Source organism: Providencia sp. PROV116 (assembly GCF_028482485.1).
Classification (GTDB): domain Bacteria; phylum Pseudomonadota; class Gammaproteobacteria; order Enterobacterales; family Enterobacteriaceae; genus Providencia; species Providencia rettgeri.
Map to the genome: position 1 here is coordinate 35,941 of NZ_JAMPQO010000003.1, position 14,249 is coordinate 50,189.

Annotated in this window: 14 protein-coding genes and 3 tRNA genes; 12 read left to right on the forward strand and 5 right to left on the reverse strand. The window is 38.2% G+C overall.

What is annotated here, in order from left to right; genetic code table 11:
- Positions 1-168: 168 nt before the first annotated feature.
- Together slyA and PSE72_RS03130 are read right to left on the reverse strand one after the other, a co-directional pair.
- Positions 169-603 (reverse strand): transcriptional regulator SlyA, encoded by a 435-nt coding sequence (slyA, locus tag PSE72_RS03125; RefSeq protein ID WP_109911336.1) that lies wholly within the window; start codon positions 601-603, stop codon positions 169-171.
- Between the two features lie 535 nt (positions 604-1,138).
- Positions 1,139-1,378, reverse strand: coding sequence for a DUF1289 domain-containing protein (locus tag PSE72_RS03130; RefSeq protein ID WP_115167368.1), 240 nt, complete (start codon positions 1,376-1,378; stop codon positions 1,139-1,141).
- A 166-nt stretch (positions 1,379-1,544) separates the two neighbouring features.
- Between PSE72_RS03130 and gloA the strand changes: the two genes are divergently transcribed.
- Entirely contained in the window at positions 1,545-1,952 is a 408-nt protein-coding gene (gene gloA / locus PSE72_RS03135) for a lactoylglutathione lyase (protein ID WP_004910442.1), read from the forward strand.
- 127 nt (positions 1,953-2,079) lie between these two features.
- Positions 2,080-2,724, forward strand: coding sequence for a ribonuclease T (gene rnt / locus PSE72_RS03140; protein ID WP_004910441.1), 645 nt, complete (start codon positions 2,080-2,082; stop codon positions 2,722-2,724).
- 97 nt (positions 2,725-2,821) lie between these two features.
- Here rnt and PSE72_RS03145 read toward each other — a convergent pair whose 3' ends face one another.
- Positions 2,822-3,169, reverse strand: a complete 348-nt coding sequence (locus tag PSE72_RS03145) for a Grx4 family monothiol glutaredoxin (protein WP_004910439.1) — start codon at positions 3,167-3,169, stop codon at positions 2,822-2,824.
- A 479-nt stretch (positions 3,170-3,648) separates the two neighbouring features.
- Here PSE72_RS03145 and sodB point away from each other — a divergent pair, with 479 nt between their 5' ends.
- Together sodB and purR are read left to right on the forward strand one after the other, a co-directional pair.
- Positions 3,649-4,227 carry a superoxide dismutase [Fe] gene (gene sodB, locus PSE72_RS03150; RefSeq protein WP_115167369.1) on the forward strand — a complete coding sequence of 193 codons (579 nt, stop codon included), beginning with the start codon at positions 3,649-3,651 and terminating at the stop codon, positions 4,225-4,227.
- Between the two features lie 440 nt (positions 4,228-4,667).
- On the forward strand, positions 4,668-5,693 hold the full coding sequence (purR, locus tag PSE72_RS03155; protein WP_004910435.1) for an HTH-type transcriptional repressor PurR: 1,026 nt from the start codon (positions 4,668-4,670) through the stop codon (positions 5,691-5,693).
- Between the two features lie 9 nt (positions 5,694-5,702).
- Here the strand turns inward: purR and punR are convergent, their stop codons facing one another.
- Positions 5,703-6,608, reverse strand: a complete 906-nt coding sequence (punR, locus tag PSE72_RS03160; protein WP_115167370.1) for a DNA-binding transcriptional activator PunR — start codon at positions 6,606-6,608, stop codon at positions 5,703-5,705.
- 122 nt (positions 6,609-6,730) lie between these two features.
- On the opposite strand from punR, the gene punC reads away from it, so the two are divergent.
- The 3 genes from punC (at position 6,731) to PSE72_RS03175 (ending at position 9,323) form a co-directional block, all read left to right on the forward strand.
- Positions 6,731-7,957: a purine nucleoside transporter PunC gene (gene punC / locus PSE72_RS03165; RefSeq protein WP_198641216.1), complete on the forward strand. Its 1,227-nt coding sequence runs from the start codon at positions 6,731-6,733 to the stop codon at positions 7,955-7,957.
- Between the two features lie 310 nt (positions 7,958-8,267).
- Positions 8,268-9,026: a helix-turn-helix transcriptional regulator gene (locus PSE72_RS03170; protein ID WP_226537834.1), complete on the forward strand. Its 759-nt coding sequence runs from the start codon at positions 8,268-8,270 to the stop codon at positions 9,024-9,026.
- A gap of 24 nt (positions 9,027-9,050) precedes the next feature.
- Positions 9,051-9,323 (forward strand): putative quinol monooxygenase, encoded by a 273-nt coding sequence (locus PSE72_RS03175; RefSeq protein ID WP_004910428.1) that lies wholly within the window; start codon positions 9,051-9,053, stop codon positions 9,321-9,323.
- A 213-nt stretch (positions 9,324-9,536) separates the two neighbouring features.
- On the opposite strand, the gene PSE72_RS03180 is transcribed toward PSE72_RS03175, so the two are convergent.
- Positions 9,537-10,202 carry a riboflavin synthase gene (locus PSE72_RS03180; protein WP_004910425.1) on the reverse strand — a complete coding sequence of 222 codons (666 nt, stop codon included), beginning with the start codon at positions 10,200-10,202 and terminating at the stop codon, positions 9,537-9,539.
- Positions 10,203-10,478: 276 nt separating this feature from the next.
- On the opposite strand from PSE72_RS03180, the gene PSE72_RS03185 reads away from it, so the two are divergent.
- The 5 genes from PSE72_RS03185 (at position 10,479) to pykF (ending at position 14,133) form a co-directional block, all read left to right on the forward strand.
- The gene (locus PSE72_RS03185; protein WP_004910423.1) at positions 10,479-11,852 is read left to right on the forward strand and encodes an MATE family efflux transporter; all 1,374 of its coding nucleotides are present in this window, start codon (positions 10,479-10,481) and stop codon (positions 11,850-11,852) included.
- Positions 11,853-12,010: 158 nt separating this feature from the next.
- Positions 12,011-12,087 (forward strand) — tRNA-Val (locus PSE72_RS03190).
- A gap of 30 nt (positions 12,088-12,117) precedes the next feature.
- Positions 12,118-12,194, forward strand: a tRNA-Val gene (locus PSE72_RS03195).
- Positions 12,195-12,225: 31 nt separating this feature from the next.
- Positions 12,226-12,302: transfer RNA gene (locus tag PSE72_RS03200), tRNA-Val, on the forward strand.
- A gap of 418 nt (positions 12,303-12,720) precedes the next feature.
- A complete protein-coding gene (gene pykF / locus PSE72_RS03205) occupies positions 12,721-14,133 on the forward strand; it encodes a pyruvate kinase PykF (RefSeq protein ID WP_004910422.1) in 1,413 nt (470 codons plus the stop codon).
- Positions 14,134-14,249: the final 116 nt, after the last annotated feature.

Sequence of the window (14,249 nt, forward strand, 5' to 3'; positions counted from 1 at the left end):
ACAATTTACAACCTTAATTATATTTCACATAAATCATTCAACAAGAACAATAACCGAGTGTGATTGCTCATTCTATTATTACCCTATAAAAATTGTATGAACCAATTATTTTTATTGCCAATTTAATAATTAGCATATCATTTATTAGCTAGTCATATTATTTTTACATCAAGAATCATTTTGTAGTCTTAAAATATTCTTTTCAAGCTTCAGAAGTAATTGTGACAACTGATAAAGCTCATCTTGGCTAATGTTATTCAATATTTCTAGACGCGTATTATTTATGACTTGATCTACAGTTTTAATAAAAGGTTCAGATTCTTCAGTTAATTTTATTCTTTTAGCTCTCCTATCATTTGTGCAAGTATGCCTAGAAATAAGTTTTTTTTCCTCCAACTGATCTAGAGTTCTTACTAATGAAGGCTGTTCAATACCAATCGCTTTCGCTAACTGTATTTGTGATTGTTCAGGTGGTAGTTGACTTATATTATGTAATGTAACCCAATGTGTCTGTGTAAGTTTAAGAGGCTTCAAACGATAGTCGATTAATGCTCTCCACATGCGAACAACACGTGATAACTCTGTCCCAATTTGTGATTCCAATTTACCCTCCTTTATATAATTATAATGTCTAAAAAACATACCGTCTTCATATTATTTTTTGAATTATATATTAATTTCCTTTTATATTTACAACTTTTTATTTATACATTAGCTATTAAATACCTATTTCTAGTTATAATGACTGGTTTATTATGTGGTATAACGCCCATTAATACTTCGCAAACTCATCCATTATCTCAACCTAGGCTTAATAAGATAACCTATCAATTATCTTATTAATAAGAATAGCCGCACTCTCCTTTTTGATCTATCTAATTTACCTCTTATAGTAGTCATGAATAACAATAAAAAAAACAATGGCAAATAAACCATTAAAAAACAAGTGAATATAGTTAATCTTAAAATCATGTTAATTACAGCCATTTTGATTTAACCTATACCAATTTTTAATAAATAAAATTTCATTGAAATATAAACCAAGAAATAAATAGCTTATCATTAATTCCAGTTGAATTAATTTACATTAGAAATAAAACATTTGTTTTATTTCTAATGAAATTTAAGAAGCTGAGGATTAAAAGAGTCGTTGTTGCTTATCGATGATTTTTTCTTGATCTGGTTTTTTATTTAATATTCTTAAATAGCGTTGGTGACATAAACGAAGTACATTTCGTTTTTCAGTATCAGAGAATTTTAGCCAATTAAAGCGTTCATCACGAGTGCGGTAACAACCTCGACAATAACCTTGCTCATTACTTTGACAAATACCACGGCAAGGATTGGGGATCTCAAAAAATTCAAGTTGTTCAGCCATAAGTTTCCCCTTCAAAAGAAAAAATCACCATAAATCTGTGATATACTCCTAAAAATGAGTATTACCATTATTTGTTCAAAAAACAAACTGTAATCATTGTATTTATTAATTTAAGCACGTTATATTAATAGGTAAATCGATTCAGGCTGATTCTAAGAGGTTTAAAATGCGCTTACTCCATACTATGTTACGTGTTACTGATATGCAGCGTTCTATTGATTTTTACACAAAAGTGTTAGGCATGCGCTTATTAAGAACGAGTGAAAACACAGAGTATAAATACTCTCTCGCGTTTGTTGGTTACAGCGACGAAAGTGAAGGCGCCGTAATAGAGTTGACCTATAACTGGGGTGTTGACCAATACGATATGGGTAATGCATATGGTCATATCGCCCTAGGCGTCGATGATGTTGCAAAAACGTGCGATGATATCCGTAACGCAGGTGGAAACGTCACACGTGAAGCGGGCCCTGTTAAGGGCGGAACCACTGTGATTGCATTTGTGGAAGATCCTGATGGTTATAAAATTGAACTGATCGAAAACAAAAGCGCAAGTAAAGGCTTAGGCCATTAATTCGCGATATGATTTAGAAGTTTAGGTACCTAACTTAGCACCTAAACTTCTATCACCGTTTACCTGCAAATTTTTACTGGTTTTGGCATAATGTCATCCAACTAGAAAACTAAAATCGAAAGTCCTAATGTCTGAAAAAAACAATCCAAACGCCCTAGTGAACCGCTTTAGGGGATACTATCCTGTCGTTATTGATGTTGAAACTGGTGGGTTTAATGCAAAAACTGACGGCCTGTTAGAAATTGCTGCCATCACCTTAAAAATGGATAAAGACGGCTGGCTCTCCATGGATGAAACATTACATTTTCATGTAGAACCTTTTGAAGGGGCGAATCTTGAACCGTCCGCTCTTGCCTTCACAGGAATTGATCCAACAAACCCTCTACGCGGTGCTGTTAGCGAATATGACGCCCTTCATGCAATATTTAAAGTCATTCGCAAAGGCATGAAAAATACAGATTGTAATCGTGCAATTATTGTCGCTCATAATGCTAATTTTGATCACAGCTTTGTGATGAATGCAGCCGAACGAGCAGGTTTAAAACGTAATCCTTTCCATCCATTTGCTACCTTCGATACTGCGGCACTGAGTGGCCTTGTATTTGGTCAAACAATTCTGGCAAAAGCTTGTGTTTCTGCGGGTATCCCATTCGATGGTAAACAAGCTCATGGCGCACTGTATGATACTAATCGCACGGCTTTGCTATTTTGTGAAATCGTTAATAAGTGGAAAAAATTGGGTGGTTGGCCAATTATTGAAGACAGTCAATAATCTTTTAGTAAATCACTATGACAGAAAAACCGTATTTGATGTAAAGTAAAATGCCTTCGTCAAATACGGTTCTTACGTCTTTTATTTGAGGCTTAATTTAGTCTGCACTAGCTTCATCTGCTGGACGATATTTATCCGCAGTTTCTTTGATTAGAGACTGGAGCTCACCGCGCTGGAACATTTCCATGATGATATCACAGCCACCGACCAGCTCACCATCCACCCATAATTGTGGAAAAGTCGGCCAGTTTGCGTATTTTGGCAATTCAGCGCGAATATCTGGGTTTTGTAAGATATCAACATAAGCAAAACGCTCACCACAAGAAGACAGAGCTTGTACTGCTTGAGCAGAAAAACCACAGCTCGGAAGTTTAGGAGAGCCTTTCATATATAATAAAATTGGGTTTTCTTTAATTTGGCGCTCAATTCTTTCAATAGTTGTCATTTTTAACTTCCTTAAAACAAAGATGCAGGTTTGCAGTCAGCCGGTAACTGAGAGTCTACTGCAACTTAACAGAATACATTGACTGATATAATAAGAAACTGAATTGTTTCATACAATATGCCAGTTTTATAGGGGCATTACTATAGCATTCCAAAAAGCAAAAAGGCATCTTTTCTATCTTCTATTTACCTAAGTCAAACAAGCAGCTATTTCTAGTTAAAAATGCATATTTGATATATTCAGGTCATCCATTCGCAATATCTATATGATTTTTATGTGTAACTCCCCTATTTATTTGTTAACATTTGAGTAACACTATTACCTTTACCTTTGTAAGGTTTAACGTGTTATCATTAATATATTAAATATCATATCGCCAATAGGCGAAACTCTAATGATAAGCAGTAACCGACTATTTCGCTCATTTTAAGAGCAAACACCCTAAGTATTTTGATATAAAAGCAATCAAGGAGTACGCAATGTCATTTGAACTACCCGCTTTACCGTATGCAAAAGATGCTTTAGAACCTTATATCTCAGCTGAAACCTTAGAATATCACTATGGTAAGCACCATAACACGTACGTTGTTAACTTAAATAACCTAATCAAAGGCACTGACTTTGAAGGAAAATCTTTAGAAGAAATTATCAAAACTTCTGAAGCCGGAGTTTTTAACAACGCAGCACAAGTTTGGAACCACACTTTCTATTGGAATTGCTTAGCGCCAAATGCAGGTGGTGAACCAACAGGTATAGTTGCTGATGCAATCAATAAATCATTCGGTTCTTTCGCTGAATTTAAAGCTCAATTTACTGATGCAGCAACCAAAAACTTTGGTGCAGGTTGGACATGGCTGGTGAAAAAAGCGGATGATAGCCTTGCTATAGTGAATACATCTAACGCTGCAACACCTATTTCTGGTGATGATAAGCCCGTGTTAACTGTTGATATTTGGGAGCACGCTTACTATATCGATTACCGTAACGCTCGCCCTAAATATTTAGAAAACTTCTGGGCTCTGGTTAACTGGAAATTTGTGGAAGAAAATTTAGCATAACAATTTCTGCTTGTTGCTAAGTTTAGATACAGCAAGGGCGAGATATACTCGCCCTTTTAAATTCACCCTACTCAAGGCTGAAATAAAATCAGAAAATATGCGCAGCAAGAAAGATAATTAATGCTAATGAGCCCAGCGCAGCAAGCAATCCATATTTAACATCTGTATCCATGAGTTCCTCTCATTCTAATGTAATTGAATTAATAAATAACCATGAAATAACAAAGGTTATTAAGTATACATATACAAAAAAGTAAAACTAGTGTCTATATCACATGTTATAACATCAATTATTTCTTTCGTTTTTGCGCTAGATCAGACAAAATCGACAACAAATCGCTAAATTATTGCCAGCAAAGGATCAATGCATCAATATGCAGGTAATTTTTTAACAAGAATTCTTATAGAGACCGGTTATTGGTCAGGAGTTTTTTTCCCCCATGGCAACGATTAAAGATGTGGCGAAGCGCGCTGGCGTATCTACCACAACCGTATCCCATGTTATTAATAAAACGCGCTTTGTAGCTGATGACACTAAGGCTGCGGTTTGGGCTGCAATTAAAGAGCTCAATTATTCGCCAAGTGCGGTTGCCCGTAGTTTAAAAGTTAACCACACAAAGTCAATTGGGTTGTTAGCAACTTCCAGTGAAGCGCCTTACTTCGCTGAGGTGATCGAATCTGTTGAAAATAGCTGTTATGAAAAAGGCTATACGCTGATTCTTTGTAATTCTCATAACAATTTGGGAAAACAAAAAGCGTATTTACAGATGCTAGCACAAAAGCGCGTTGATGGCTTACTTGTGATGTGTTCCGAGTACCCTGATACCTTAATTGGTATGCTAGAAGATTACCGCAATATCCCAATGGTAGTCATGGACTGGGGAACTTCTCGTGGCGATTTTACAGATAGCATTATTGATAACTCGTTCCATGGTGGATACCTAGCAGGTCGCTATTTAATTGACCGTGGGCATCGCGATATTGGAGTGATCCCTGGTTCACTTGAAAGAAATACAGGTATTGGGCGTTTAACTGGCTTCAAAAAAGCAATGGAAGAGGCCAAAATTACACTAAAAGAAGAATGGATAGTTCAGGGGGATTTCGAACCTGAGTCTGGCTATAAAGCAATGACGCAAATTTTAAGCCATAAACAGCGCCCTACCGCTGTATTTTGTGGTGGTGATATCATGGCAATGGGAGCAATTTGTGCCGCTGATGAAATGGGATTACGTGTTCCACAAGACATTTCAATCATTGGCTATGATAATGTGCGAAATGCGCGCTATTTTACACCGGCATTGACCACAATCCACCAACCCAAAGAGCGTTTAGGGCAAATGGCCTTCACAATGCTGCTCGATCGTATCGTCAATAAGCGCGAAGATGCTCAAACAATCGAAGTCCACCCTCGCCTTGTAGAACGTCGTTCTGTTGCGGATGGTCCATTTATCGATTACCGCCGATAGTACGAATAACTAGGTTGAAAGCCACTCTGCGTTAAGCGTTTCGTTATCGCCAAGGTAATCTAACACCCAGCTGAGCGCTGGTGATGTATTATTTTCCACCCAAGTTAAACAGCAAGGACTGGGTGGAAAAGGCTGCGCTAATGATAGTTCAACTAATTGGCCTTTTTCGCAAAGCGGAGCCGCTCGATGCTCAGGTACCATCCCAACACATAACCCGTTAACTAAACAAGCTAAGCCATTTTCCCAGTAAGGCACAACAAGCCGACGCTGGTTATCAAGAGCCCAAGTATCACGTTTGGGTAGGTTACGTGAAGTATCTTCAAGGCACAAACTAGGGTACTCTCTCATTTGATCATCGGTCAGTTTTTCACCTATTCTGGCTAATGGGTGCTCTGGGCTTGCAACACACATCCACGACATAAAACCCATATCACGGAAACTATACCTTTCACCAATTGGAGATGCTCGAGTCGCACCAATCGCAACATCTACACGCCCATCAGCAAGTGCATCCCACACCCCATTAAACACCTCTGGATGAATAAAGAGTTCGATATCAGGAAAATGACGATAAAAATCAAGAATTAGCTGTTCTGTCCGCTGTGGTTTGACAATACAATCAACAGCAATACTAAATTGACCACGCCAGCCATTCGCAACCTGCTGACACTGGTGACGAGTATCTGTCATTTTTTTGATAACAGAACGGCTCTCCTTAATAAATATTGCCCCAGCTTCTGTTAGCACAACATCACGATGTCGGCGCTCAAATAGAGGAACCGCAAGCCATTCTTCAACTTGCTTAACGGTATAGCTGATTGCAGAAGGTACACGGTGCAATTCTTCAGCAGCACCACTAAAACTTCCAGTTCGAGCAACTGCATCAATCACTTCGAGTGCATGCGCAGACCACATAACCTCTCCTTTCAAAAATTTTGATAGCAAGATCCAAATATTACCGTTTCACAACCTAAAAAAATAGCCTATACAATGGCGTTATCATTAACATTTTTTTAAATATCAGATAAGTAATAATTATGTCGAATACTGTGAAAAAAAATTCCCCTGGATTTATGGTGTACCTTGCAGGACTTAGCATGCTGGGGTTTTTAGCCATTGATATGTATTTACCTGCATTTGGTGCTATGCAAGACACCCTGCATACATCCGAAGGCGCGATCAGTGCTTCTCTCAGTATCTTTTTAGCTGGTTTTGCCTTTGCTCAGCTATTATGGGGGCCATTATCAGACAAACTTGGCCGTAAGCCTGTTCTCATTGTGGGCTTAACTATTTTCATTTTAAGTAGCTTAGCTATTTATTGGGTGGAAACCGCAACACAGCTATTAACACTACGTTTTTTACAGGCGGTTGGAGTCTGCTCCGCGGCTGTTTTATGGCAAGCACTAGTTATCGACCGCTATGATGAAGCAAATACCCAAAAAGTTTTTGCTTCTATTATGCCGCTAGTCGCGCTATCCCCTGCTTTAGCGCCATTATTAGGTGCATGGGTTCTTGAGCACCAAACATGGGAAGCAATTTTCCTGATCCTAATGGCGGTGGGTATATTACTTTTATTACCAACGCTCTTTTTGAAAAATGTTTCAGTTAAAACAATAACTGATGACAACCAATCACAAGCTAAGATTTCTTTCTCAAACTTACTCAGTTCCCCTGTTTTCAGCGGCAACGTACTAATTTATGCATCCTGTAGTGCCGGCTTCTTCGCTTGGTTAACAGGTTCTCCCTTTATTTTACGCAATATGGGCTTCAATCCTGCTGATATCGGTTTGAGTTATATTCCACAAACTCTAGCCTTCATTATTGGTGGATATGGCTGCCGTATTTTATTAGCAAAAATCCGAGCAGAAACAATATTTCCATTGTTACTTCTTGGTTACGCGTTAAGCATGTCCATTTTATTTATCATGGCTATCTATACCACACCATCATTAACCATGATCTTGATCCCATTCTGCTTTATGGCAGCAATGAATGGAGCCTCTTACCCAATTGCAGTATCTAAAGCACTAAATACTTTTCCTAGTGCGAGCGGTAAAGCAGCTGCCTTACAAAATGCCTTACAATTAGGGCTATGTTTTTTAGCAAGCCTACTTGTTTCTACCTTGACCTTCGACCCATTGTTGGCAACAACCGGAGTCATGGCAGTCACAATTATCCCAATGGCCATTGGCTATTTTATGCAACGTTGTGCCAGCAAAAATAATCAAGCTCTTAAGCAAGTCGATTGCCAAGCGAATTCATAAAGTGTAGTTTACTGAATCAATCATGCCGAGTCTTATCGGCATGGTTTTTATTTTAGTGAATTCAAGAAAACCTTCCTTCAGTCTATAGCACTTGTGAGGATACAGTAATACTCATTAAGTATTTTGCTATATAACCCATTATTCTTAACTCGCAAAACCTAATATTTCTCATCAATATTCTTTATTCAAAGCGGATTTCACTAAAAAATAAGGCTTTTATTTTGTCATCTACTAAGATATAGATATTTCTTGGTTAATTTTCTTGTTAAAAAACGTTATCATTGCGACATTAAATAATGAGTGCTCAAGAATGATGTTAAAACAGTATTATCCACCAGATGAATTAAAATCCTTTGTTAGTTCTATTTTGATAATCAAAGAGTTCACAGAGGCTATTAAAATTTTCCCTGGAACTGGTGCTGAAATCTGGGTTTCATCAGATGCTTTTTGCATGACAACTGAGAGTGACTCAGTCGCAGACTCATACCAACTTATTATTCCTAGGGTTAATACGTTTACTGCTAGCCCCAATCATTCTAAAGTCATGGTATTACGTATTCGTCATGATGCCTTACGTTTTTTACTACCTCAAAGCACACTAAATTATACGGATAAACCCATCGCATTGAGTGGCATATGGGAAGACCGCTGGTTTGAAGCTTTAGCTAATTCTTCATTTAAAGAGCTGTTAGAGTGTTTTAATAAGACAAAAGCCAAGAAAAAACCTCATTTCATAGATGAAATCTTAGAGTTGCTATATCGTAACCCAACTAAAAAAATTACAGAAATTGCCGAAGAGACTGGCTTACATGTCCGTGTCATTCAAAAAGAGTTTCTAAAAGAATACGGTATTACGCCAAAAAGGTACCAGATCAATTGTCGCTTAGAACATGTTTTAAAAAGTATGGTAGTAGAACAAGACACCTACCGTTGGTTTGAAACAGGCTATTATGATCAATCCCACTTTTACCGTGATTTTAAAAGATACTTTACTATGACGCCGTCGGCATTTTTAAAATCGAGTTATTCGCTTTTTTACAATACAAAAACTAAGTACCCATTAAGATAGTTCTTAATACATAAGGAGAACGGAATGAGTATTGTTGTGTATGCCCAAATTACAACAGAAAGGACGGATGGGTATTTAACGAAAGAAATCGTTCGTGACTTAGCAAAACTAAGCCGCCGAGAGAAAGGATGCATTCAATATGATCTTATGGCTAAAGAGAATGGTTACATTGTTTTCGAGGAATGGGAAGACACTCAGGCATTAGAGATGCATAAAAATAGCCCTCATTTCAGGCGATTAGTTGAAGCAATTGAACGTGATAACGCCAGCTTTTCTGTCAATTTTAGTGAAAGATGATCTATTAATAATGAAAGCTAGAGCTAGTTGTCATTTTTGAGAATTTTAATCATCTTTATTTAATAGAACTTCATAACCTACATTCAAGAAACAAAGATTGAACGTGTTTCATTCAGGCTATAGCATAAACCATTATTGCTATAGCCTACCTGACTGTTTATGCCGCTATTTATCTTTCAAGCACGAAACACGGTTATTACTTTGCATGCCTATTTACTCTGTTTTTGCTGCGTCAGCCAATTCTTCTGCTTGTTGTAATAATCTTTCTTGTTCTTTTTGATTTAAAACACGCTCAACAGTATCAACAATCGCCTGAGTTTGTGGATCTATCTCAATATTTATTTTATCACCCAAACGTTTTTTACCTAATGTTGTTCTCTCTAATGTTTCAGGAATGAGATGCACACAAAAACGATTATTGATCACGTCACCGACAGTTAAACTAATACCATCAATCGCTACAAATCCTTTATGTAAAATGTATTTCATTAATGGTTTATCATGAATTGACAACCAAATTTGATGGTTATCTTCAGATGTGAAGATTTTACTAATTTCAGCGGTTGTCATAATATGACCAGAAACAACATGCCCACCTATTTCGTCACCGTATTTTGCGGCACGTTCGATATTAACAACATCACCTTCTTGCAATTCCCCCAAATTAGTTAATCTCAGGGTTTCTTTAATTAGATCAAAACTGACTCTTTCGCCATCAATTTTTGTTACCGTCAAACAACAACCATTATGCGCAACGGAGGCCCCTGTTTCTAAACCTTTCAGCAATTCTGGGGTAAACTTCATTACATGAGTTCTAAAGTTGGCTCTTTCTGTAATTTCAATAATAGGAGCAGTCGCTTGAACAATGCCTGTAAACATAATGATTCTCAGTGTAGTGGATTAATAGACTCAGTTTACATCAGAATTTTTAGAGATCTATCCTATTTGAGTGGTAAACAACACGATAATAAACCTTATATTCAGTAATATATTAGGCTTGAAAATGCTCTTTTATAGTTTGTTACCATATCATTATTGGAATCTATTTAGAAACGGGATAGAATGAGCGGTTTTTAATAATCAATGAGTTTTAAGTAACTCACTTATTTTTCTAATTTTTTTCCTCTTACTTGATTTTATTACAAAGGTGTATGCGTGCAGAAATATTTTACAGAAGCGCGTAGCTTGTTGGCACTTGGTATTCCTATCGTTTTAGCTCAATTTTCACAAACTGCGATGGGGTTTGTGGATACAGTTATGGCTGGAAGCGTTAGTGAAATTGAGATGTCCGCAGTTGCAGTTGGTTTTTCCATCTGGCTGCCAGCTATTCTTTTTGGCCAAGGGATTTTAATGGCATTAACCCCAATCGTTGCACAAATGAATGGGTCAGGTCGTCGTAACTTAATTGGTGACCAAATTCAACAGGGCCTGTGGTTAGCGCTACTTTTAGCCTTAGGTATTATGTGCCTTCTTTATAATAGTCAGCTAATTATTAGTAATATGCCCCATATTGATAAAGAATTGGCGGATAAATCTGTCCGTTTTTTACATGCTATTATGTGGGGTGCTCCAGGCTACTTATTTTATCAAGTATATCGTAGCCAATGTGAAGGGCTTTCAAAAACCAAGCCGGGGATGGTGATTGGTTTTCTCGGCTTAATGATTAATATTCCCATTAACTATATCTTTATCTATGGTCACTTTGGTGCCCCCGCTTTAGGTGGTGTTGGTTGCGGTGTCGCCACCGCATCAGTGTATTGGGCTATGTGTCTGATGATGAGATGGTATGTGAAACGTGCTACTGCACAGCGTGATATTCGCCCTACACTCTCTTTCACATCGCCAAATCCATTAATCTTGAAGCGAATTATTGTGTTAGGTACGCCAATTGGTCTGGCACTTTTCTTTGAAGTCACTTTATTTGCTGTCGTTGCACTGCTAGTCGCTCCATTAGGTGTTGTCGCAGTAGCCGGTCACCAAGTTGCGTTGAATTTCAGCTCCGTGATGTTTATGTTCCCATTATCATTAGGAATAGCTGCAACCATTCGCGTAGGTTACAACTTGGGACAAAAATCAACTGAAGCTGCTAAAGTTTCATCTTATACTGGCATTGCTGTTGGCTTAATGGTTGCTTGTTTTACCGCGGTTCTCACAGCCGTCTTCCGTGAGCCGATTGCAATGATGTATAACAAAAACCCCGAGGTGGTTGTTTTAGCAAGTAGTTTAATGTTATACGCCGCTATTTATCAGTTGTCAGACTCTGTGCAAGTTATTGGTGCGGGCATTTTACGTGGCTATAAAGATACGCGTTCTATTTTCTTTATTACCTTCACTGCATATTGGTTACTTGGCTTACCTTCCGGCTATATCTTAGCGTTAACTGATATCATTGCACCGGCGATGGGGCCTAAAGGCTTCTGGATTGGCTTTATTATTGGTTTGAGTGCGGCTGCAATAGGAATGGCGACACGAATTATGTGGATCCATAAGCAGACCGAGGATGTTGTTTTACTTCGTTCAGCGCGCTAATCGACGGTTTTTTAAGCTTTTTATTATGGGAGAAGATGTATTTCGCACCAGATAGTTTTAAATACGAGCAAACTATCACGAAAATACATTTTCCCCTTGCCAGATGAACTTCATAACGTTAATATTCATCCCCGTTGTCACCTAGATAACTTTTAGATGCGTCCGTAGCTCAGTTGGTTAGAGCACCACCTTGACATGGTGGGGGTCGGTAGTTCGAGTCTACTCGGACGCACCATTTCTAGTGAACACAATGTTAATTTTCAGCGCGTCCGTAGCTCAGTTGGTTAGAGCACCACCTTGACATGGTGGGGGTCGGTAGTTCGAGTCTACTCGGACGCACCATTTCAAATTAACACAAATCAAGTCTCTCAGTGCGTCCGTAGCTCAGTTGGTTAGAGCACCACCTTGACATGGTGGGGGTCGGTAGTTCGAGTCTACTCGGACGCACCATTTAATTTATCTTCCTACCCCACTAAAATTTCTCTTGATTGTCTATTATTATTCCCTTATTTTGTTGCGCAACAAATTAACAGCCTAATATCAACTGAATTTTTGATCTGAACGCCTTCTTCTTTTAATTTAATAAAATTTGATTTGTCTCACAGTTTTTTGTTGTCTATAATACTCACATTGGCTGAAAGGTTTCAACAGTAATAAATCAATACGTTAGCTTTAATTGAATTTGTCATCTACACTATAATAAGAATCAAAATGTGACAAATTTAAGTGTAAAAATGCATTAAACACCAGACTGTCGCCTATTCTTATAAATGAGTTGCGCAACAAAATTTACCCTGCGCACGACTTATTAAATGTACTAAGCATCGGCGGCAATACCGATTTCCTTTATAACATTAGATAGACTGCCATGAAAAAAACCAAAATTGTTTGTACTATCGGTCCAAAAACCGAATCAGAAGAAAAACTGACCCAACTCCTTGATGCAGGCATGAACGTCATGCGTCTCAATTTCTCTCACGGTGACTACGAAGAACACGGTCAACGTATCAAAAACCTTCGCGCTGTTTGTGCAAAAACAGGTAAACAAGCTGCTATTTTGCTAGATACTAAAGGGCCTGAAATCCGCACCATGAAATTGGAAGGTGGTAACGACGTTTCTCTCGTTGCTGGCCAAACTTTTACATTTACTACCGATACCTCTGTGGTAGGTAATAAAGATAAAGTTGCGGTGACCTATGCGGGTTTAACTTCAGATTTGAAAGTTGGCAATACCGTATTAGTTGATGATGGCTTAATTGGTATGAAAGTGACTAATGTCACTGCAACTGAAGTTGTTTGTGAAGTTTTAAATAACGGTGACCTCGGTGAGAAAAAAGGGGTTAACCTGCCAGGCGTTTCAATTGGCCTTCCAGCGTTAGCTGAAAAAGATAAAGAAGACTTAGTCTTTGGTTGCCAGCAAGGTGTTGATTTTGTTGCTGCTTCATTTATTCGTAAGCGCTCAGATGTTGAAGAAATTCGAGCTCACCTGAAAAAACACGGTGGCGAGAACATCCAAATTATTTCTAAAATTGAAAACCAAGAAGGTTTAAATAACTTTGACGAGATTTTAGAAGCCTCTGATGGCATCATGGTCGCTCGTGGTGATTTAGGCGTTGAAATCCCAGTTGAAGAAGTTATTTTTGCACAAAAAATGATGATTGAAAAATGTGTTGCTGCACGCAAAGTCGTGATCACAGCAACCCAAATGCTTGATTCAATGATCAAAAACCCACGCCCTACTCGCGCAGAAGCGGGTGACGTTGCCAATGCTATTTTAGATGGCACTGATGCGGTTATGTTGTCTGGTGAAAGTGCTAAAGGTAAATACCCGGTAGAAGCTGTTACCATTATGGCAACTATCTGTGAGCGTACAGACCGTGTAATGCAAACTCGCATCGATAACCAAAAACCAAGCCAACGCCTACGTGTCACTGAGGCTGTATGTCGTGGTGCGGTGGAAATGTCTGAAAAATTAGATGTCCCATTAATCGTTGTTGCAACTTATGGCGGTAAATCGGCTAAGTCTGTCCGTAAGTATTTCCCTACTGCACCAATCTTAGCGTTAACTACCAATGAAGAAACTGCACGTCAGTTACTGTTAGTTAAAGGTGTGATCCCAATGATAGTTGGTGGTTTTACTTCTACAGATGACTTTTATCGTGAAGGTAAACGTGCAGCTCTAGAAAGTGGCTTAGCTGTTTCTGGTGATGCGGTTGTCATGGTCTCTGGCGCATTAGTACAAAGCGGAACAACCAATACATCTTCAGTTCACGTACTTTAATTAGTCTTTAATTGTCTTCTAAAAGGCCGATAGTGATTATTTTAGCTATCGGCCTTTTTATTTAGATTTAACATTTAGTGCTGCCTTGATGTAACTATCCCTTTATTTACTTTTCT